General features: G+C 32.6%; 7 protein-coding genes. 6 read left to right on the top strand and 1 reads right to left on the bottom strand.

Annotated elements, in window-relative coordinates; translation table 11 throughout:
• From panB to HMPREF2647_RS10125, 4 genes are all read left to right on the top strand, one after another.
• Positions 1–753: 3-methyl-2-oxobutanoate hydroxymethyltransferase (gene panB, locus HMPREF2647_RS10140; RefSeq protein ID WP_070860029.1), on the top strand; the 753-nt coding region annotated here is incomplete at its 5' end.
• The gene (panC, locus tag HMPREF2647_RS10135) at positions 737–1,588 is read left to right on the top strand and encodes a pantoate--beta-alanine ligase (RefSeq protein ID WP_061544151.1); all 852 of its coding nucleotides are present in this window, start codon (positions 737–739) and stop codon (positions 1,586–1,588) included. The genes panB and panC, both read left to right, overlap by 17 nt.
• 5 nt (positions 1,589–1,593) lie before the next feature.
• Complete coding sequence (panD, locus tag HMPREF2647_RS10130) at positions 1,594–1,977, top strand: aspartate 1-decarboxylase (protein WP_002449536.1); 384 nt, start codon at positions 1,594–1,596, stop codon at positions 1,975–1,977.
• A gap of 235 nt (positions 1,978–2,212) precedes the next feature.
• Positions 2,213–3,022 carry an alpha/beta hydrolase gene (locus HMPREF2647_RS10125; RefSeq protein WP_017174743.1) on the top strand — a complete coding sequence of 270 codons (810 nt, stop codon included), beginning with the start codon at positions 2,213–2,215 and terminating at the stop codon, positions 3,020–3,022.
• Positions 3,023–3,126: 104 nt separating this feature from the next.
• Here HMPREF2647_RS10125 and HMPREF2647_RS10120 read toward each other — a convergent pair whose 3' ends face one another.
• Entirely contained in the window at positions 3,127–3,798 is a 672-nt protein-coding gene (locus tag HMPREF2647_RS10120) for a M15 family metallopeptidase (RefSeq protein WP_017174744.1), read from the bottom strand.
• A 204-nt stretch (positions 3,799–4,002) separates the two neighbouring features.
• Here HMPREF2647_RS10120 and HMPREF2647_RS10115 point away from each other — a divergent pair, with 204 nt between their 5' ends.
• Positions 4,003–4,878 (top strand): hypothetical protein, encoded by an 876-nt coding sequence (locus tag HMPREF2647_RS10115; RefSeq protein WP_017174745.1) that lies wholly within the window; start codon positions 4,003–4,005, stop codon positions 4,876–4,878.
• Positions 4,879–5,063: 185 nt separating this feature from the next.
• Entirely contained in the window at positions 5,064–6,353 is a 1,290-nt protein-coding gene (gene arsB, locus HMPREF2647_RS10110) for an arsenite efflux transporter membrane subunit ArsB (RefSeq protein ID WP_061544165.1), read from the top strand.
• The last annotated feature ends 8 nt before the right edge of the window (positions 6,354–6,361 follow it).

The following is a 6,361-nucleotide window of genomic DNA, read 5'->3' as shown; positions in this document are numbered from 1 at the left end:
CCCAGTGCAAAACAAGCGCAACAAGCCAATATTGATATGATTCTAGTTGGTGATTCGCTAGGAATGACAGTTTTAGGTTATGATACAACCACTCAAGTTACTTTAGATGATATGATTCATCATGGTAAAGCTGTTCGTCGAGGCGCCGATGATACATTTATCGTTGTAGACTTACCTATCGGAGCGGTAGGCGTAAGTGCGGAACATGATTTAAATCATGCGATAACGTTATATCAACAAACCAATGCGAATGCATTAAAAGCAGAAGGTGCCCATTTAACTGACTTCATTAAAAAATCGACACAAATGGGTATTCCAATTGTTGCACATCTTGGTTTAATGCCACAAAGTGTCGGTGTTATGGGTTACAAGTTACAAGGTGGTACAAAAGACGCAGCAGAACAACTTATTCGTGATGCACATGCCGTTCAAGAAGCAGGTGCAGTGGCGTTAGTATTAGAAGCTATTCCAAGTGACTTAGCTGGATTAATTAGTAAACAATTAGACATTCCAGTTATTGGTATTGGGGCAGGTAAAGATACAGACGGACAAGTATTGGTGTATCACGATATGTTAAATTATGGCGTAGAACGTTATGCTAAATTCGTAAAACAGTTTGCAGATTTATCTGTAGGCATTGATGGTATGAAGCAATATGATAAAGAAGTGAAAGCAGGAGCATTTCCTGCAGAAGCACATACGTATAAGAAAAAAGTATTAGATGAGGTTAATAAAAATGACACAAGTAATTAATACTGTAAAAGAGATGCAAACAATCGCACAACGCATAAAAGCGTCTGGTCAATCAATAGGTTTCATTCCAACAATGGGTGCGCTTCATGAAGGACATTTAAGTATGATGCGACGTTCAGTTGAAGAAAACGATGTGACAGTCATTAGTGTATTTGTAAATCCATTACAATTTGGACCTAATGAAGATTATGATGCATATCCTCGCCAAATTGATAAGGATGTTTCTTTAGTTAAAGCTATTCATGTCGATTATGTATTCCATCCTTCCGTTGAAGAGATGTATCCAGATGAATTAGGCGTCACATTAAAGGTGGGACGTCTAGGGAAAGTCTTAGAAGGCCCACAACGTCCTGGACATTTTGATGGTGTCGTTACAGTAGTTAATAAATTATTTAATATCGTAAGTCCTAATAAAGCCTACTTTGGTAAAAAAGATGCACAACAATTAGCAATTATTGAGAAAATGGTAAAAGATTTTAATCATCCTATTGAAATTGTCGGCGTCGATATAGTACGTGAAGACGATGGACTGGCGCGTAGTTCTCGTAATGTGTATTTGACTGATGAAGAACGTAAAGAAGCGGTTCATCTAAGTAAAAGTTTAAAATTAGCCAAAGACATGTATGCAGAAGGTGAACGTCGAAGTCATATACTTGTAGGTGCAATAAAAACATACTTACAAGAACATACAAGCGGTCATATCGACGAAGTCGCAATTTATAGTTATCCTGAACTTGAAGTTGTTAATGAAATAAATGGTCAAATTTTTATTGCTTTAGCTGTCAAATTTTCTAAAGCACGTTTAATAGATAATATTATTTTAGGGAGTAAATAGAGAAAATGATTAGAACAATGATGAATAGTAAAATTCATAGAGCACGTGTCACAGAATCCAATTTAAATTATGTAGGAAGTATCACGATCGATGCCGATATTTTAGATGCGGTTGATATTCTTCCAAATGAAAAGGTTGCTATTGTAAACAATAATAATGGAGCACGTTTCGAAACATATGTGATTGCGGGTGAACGTGGTAGTGGAAAAATTTGTCTCAATGGTGCTGCATCTCGCTTAGTAGAAGTAGATGATATTGTTATTATTATGACTTATGTACAGTTGGACGAACGTGAATTAATCGATCATGCACCTAAAGTAGCGATTATGAACGAAAATAATGAAATAATTCAAATGATTCATGAAAAAGAAAATACAATAATTAAATAATGAAGTGAGCGTGCAGTCTTAAAGAGATTATTTTGGAAAGACTAGCACGCTTTTTATATATTAAGAGTATAGAGTTATGAGTTTTTTAGAAAGTTTTGATGCATAGTGATGTTATTATGGGAAAAACAAGAGGAAAACCATCAAACGAAATAAGAATATTAAGAGGTTTTATATGTGTTTATTCTAATTAACGAAGGGTAGATACGAGTAAAGGTAAATAAAAGGGATGATAAAAATGAATTATATAAAATATTTAGAATCAAAAGATGGAACTAAACTCTATACAAAAGTTAATGAAGTTAAAGAAAGTAAAGCAAATATTATAATTGCACATGGTCTTGCAGAGCATCTAGACCGTTATGATGAATTGGTCGCGTTTTTAAATGAGCATCATTATAATGTCGTTCGTTTTGATCAACGTGGTCATGGGCGTTCTGAAGGTAAGAGAGTATTTTATAGTCATGTGGATGAAATCATTGATGACTTGGATAGGATAATTAACTACACTAAGGAGAATTATAGTGGAAGAGTATTTTTAATCGGACATAGTATGGGAGGTTACGCGGTAACTTTATTTGGTACCAAATACCCTAATAAAGTAGATGGCATTATTACTTCTGGCGCACTAACGCGCTATAATAAAAGTACATTCGGAGAGCCAGATAAAAATATTTCAGCAGATACATATGTCAAAAATGAACTGGAAGACGGTGTTTGTTCTGACGAAGAAATTATCCAAAAATATAGAGATGATGATTTAGTCGCTAAAGAGATTTCTATAGGCCTCATATTTACCCTGATGGATGGTATTGCCTATCTAAAAGAACATCCAAGCCATTTTATAGATCCAGTACTCATCTTACATGGTAAAGAAGATGGTCTCGTAAGCTATAAAGATTCTATCGATTTATATAATGAAATTGCTTCTAAGAAAAAGTCTCTGTATATTTATGAAAATTTACAACATGAAATTTTCAATGAGTCGTCATATAATCAAAGTATTTTTAGAGATATCATTGATTGGTTGGATAGTAAAAATAGATAAAATATGATGTTTGACGTGAAACAATGAAGTTAATATTAAAACAACCATGAGTAGGAGTATTCTCACTCATGGTTTTTAATTGACTAATAATATGTGTGGCGAAGTTATTTTAATCCTACATATTCTTCTAAAGTTTTACCAGATTGATATACTTTGGTTGCAGTATCTTTTCCTAAATAACGTAAATGCCATGGTTCGTATTGATAACCAGTAATTTTTTCTTTTCCTTTAGGATATCTCACGATAAAGCCGTATTTATGTGCGTTTTTCGCAATCCATTGCCCTTCTTTTGTTTTTCCGAAACTTGCATATAAGTTTTTATCTGAATTAACGCCACCGATGTCAAATGTAAGACCTGTTTGATGTTCTGAGTAGCCAGGACGTGCGCTATATTTATCTGCAGCTTTTTTACCATCGCGTGCAGCATAACGATTGTATAGTTGAACTTGAGTAGGATAACTTCTGTAGCCACTCATTTTGTATAAGTTAATACCCTCTTTTTGTGCAGCACTAAATAATTGTTGTAAGGCTTGTTGGGCTTTTGGATCTTCACCAGGATTATAATTTGAAGGAAGACCTATATTTTTATTTACAATTAAAATACCATCGATATATGTACGACCCTCTTTAATAACTTTTTTATGTTTTTGTTGATTGTCATCACTTTTATTAGTTTGAGATGTTTGTTTAGTATTATTTTCATTTTCATCATTACTATGTGAGCAAGCTGAAAGTAATAAAGCGCTTGTCATTAGGACTGCAGAGAATTTTTTCATGCTTAAACTCCTTTAAATTTTAATTACTATAAACAATAATGAAACATTGTACACAGTGTAACATAGTTTTTTAATTATATAAGATACAACTTTTATGAAAAAATGGTATTTTAACAAAATTTATATTTATCTTCCTCTTCAAATAATGTATAAATAATGTATAGTATATTAGTAAAATAAGAAGAATGTATGAGGGGCCAATAGATGAAAAAATTTTTATTTTTGGGTAGTATCATGATGATGTTATTAGCTGCTTGTAGTACGCATGAATCTTCAAAAGAAGATAATAAATCAAAATCAAATCAAAATAACGTTCAAAAAGCTAAAAAGAACGAATCAGATAAAAAAGATGAAACGTCATTAACCAATACGTCTAAATTATCAACGAAAGAACGATTAGCATTAGCATTCTGTATTGATGGTGTCGATCAATATACATTGACTAAAAATGAAATTCTAACTGGAATTTATGAATATAGATTACCTACGGGCAAACATAATTATAAATTAGTTGATTTTACATTGGTTAAAGTGAAACAACCAGTAAAACATGCACCAAAACATATGCAGTTCTTTACGGTTTATCCAGATAAAAGTACCTATCAAGCGCTAATTGGAGTTAATAAAGATACAGTTTATGTAGGACGTATGCAAAAAGGTACATTGGATTATAACGATTTACTTGATAAAGGAAAAGAAGCTAGTTTAGAAGAAGTATATAAACATAATAAAGATAATAAAGCTTTACCAGAACTTATAAGTAAAATGCATATTTCAAACTCGTTACCTGATAGTGCTAATGATAATGGGAATCCGTTAGCTTCAAATGATTTAGAAAAATCTGGTAGTGTCAATACGCGTTATCGTAACGAAGTGTATCAATTAATTTCTGATTTTGATGACGTAGAATTAAAAAAATCAGGTTATTTATGGGATGATGTCAAAATGACAGATCATAATGGTAACTGGATTGTGAACTATCGTAACAAAAAAGGCGAGATTCTAGGTACATATAGAATGAAACACGGAAAAATTCAAAAATTAGATGAAAATGGCAAAATGGTAAAAGAAGAAAAATAAATGAATTGTTAATAAAACGTTGTGAGATGTTTAAATTAAGACATTTTACAACGTTTTTCTGTTTATTATGATACGATGAATAAGATTGTAGGAGGTTCGGAGCAAATGAAATATAAAAATACAACATTTCATTTTTCAAGGAATACATGGCAGTATTTAAAGTATAAAAGTGGTGATGATAGATGATGACTTTTTTAGCCATTACCATTTTTGTACTCACATTAATTTTTGTAATTTGGCAACCCAAAGGATTAGATATTTCGATTACTGCTGTTATTGGTGCAGTTGTAGCACTTCTGACGGGCGTAGTAGGATGGTCAGATGTTATGGAAGTGACGAGTATAGTATGGAATGCAACGCTAACATTTGTGGCTATTATTCTTATTTCACTTATTTTAGATGAAATTGGCTTTTTTGAATGGGCAGCACTTCATATGGTAAAGGCATCTCAAGGCGATGGACGAAAGATGTTTATTTTCATTATGATACTTGGAGCGATAGTAGCAGCATTTTTTGCGAATGATGGGGCAGCACTTATTCTCACTCCTATAGTATTAGCAATGGTACGTCACTTAGGTTTCAAAGAAAAGATGGTATTTCCATTTATTATCGCCAGTGGCTTTATTGCGGATACTACATCCTTACCGTTTACAGTGAGTAATTTAGTAAATATTGTTTCAGCAGATTATTTTAATATTGGATTTATAGAATATTTAAGTCGTATGATACTTCCAAATATATTTTCATTAATCGCAAGTATTGTTGTATTGTGGCTTTATTTTAAAAAGGCAATGCCAAAGCAAGTGGATATAACAAAAATGAAGGCACCTCAATTAGTTATTAAAGATGCTTCATTATTCCGTATATCGTGGTTCGTATTAGTTTTATTACTTATAGGTTATATGATGAGTGAGTTTGTTCGTGTGCCTGTCTCTATTATTGCAGGTAGTATTGCTTTTATTTTTCTTATTTTAGCGGCGAAATCGAATGCCGTTCCAGTTAGAAAAGTTGTAAAAGGCGCACCATGGAATATTGTTATATTTTCACTGGGAATGTACTTAGTTGTCTTCGGTTTGAAAAACGTGGGGATTACTCATGTGTTAGGTCATATATTTTCAAATATCGCACATCAAGGTTTATTTACTAGTATTATGGGTGTTGGTTTTATCTCAGCTATACTCTCGTCAATAATGAATAATTTACCTACCGTACTCATTGATGCGATTGCCATTCATCAATCAGCAGCTACTGATGTACTTAAAGAGGGAATGATATACGCTAACGTAATAGGTTCAGATTTAGGACCTAAAATTACACCGATTGGTTCTTTAGCTACATTGTTATGGCTCCATGTTTTAGCTCAAAAAGGAATTAAAATATCGTGGGGCACCTATTTTAAAACAGGTATCGTTATTACCCTTCCAGTTTTATTCATGACCTTACTAGGTTTATATTTAACATTAAAATTGATATAGACAGACTT

This window comes from Staphylococcus sp. HMSC035D11 (genome assembly GCF_001836075.1).
Lineage (GTDB): Bacteria > Bacillota > Bacilli > Staphylococcales > Staphylococcaceae > Staphylococcus > Staphylococcus hominis.
Note: the sequence above shows the minus strand (reverse complement) of the source record. Positions and strands in the feature narration are given on the sequence as shown.

Excerpts from the sequence above, each read along its gene's own strand:
- HMPREF2647_RS10125 (WP_017174743.1), top strand. The coding sequence starts at position 2,213 with ATGAATTATATAAAATATTTAGAATCAAAAGATGGAACTAAACTCTAT.
- panD (WP_002449536.1), top strand. The coding sequence starts at position 1,594 with ATGATTAGAACAATGATGAATAGTAAAATTCATAGAGCACGTGTCACA.
- HMPREF2647_RS10120 (WP_017174744.1), bottom strand. The coding sequence starts at position 3,798 with ATGAAAAAATTCTCTGCAGTCCTAATGACAAGCGCTTTATTACTTTCA.
- arsB (WP_061544165.1), top strand. The coding sequence starts at position 5,064 with ATGACTTTTTTAGCCATTACCATTTTTGTACTCACATTAATTTTTGTA.
- HMPREF2647_RS10115 (WP_017174745.1), top strand. The coding sequence starts at position 4,003 with ATGAAAAAATTTTTATTTTTGGGTAGTATCATGATGATGTTATTAGCT.
- panC (WP_061544151.1), top strand. The coding sequence starts at position 737 with ATGACACAAGTAATTAATACTGTAAAAGAGATGCAAACAATCGCACAA.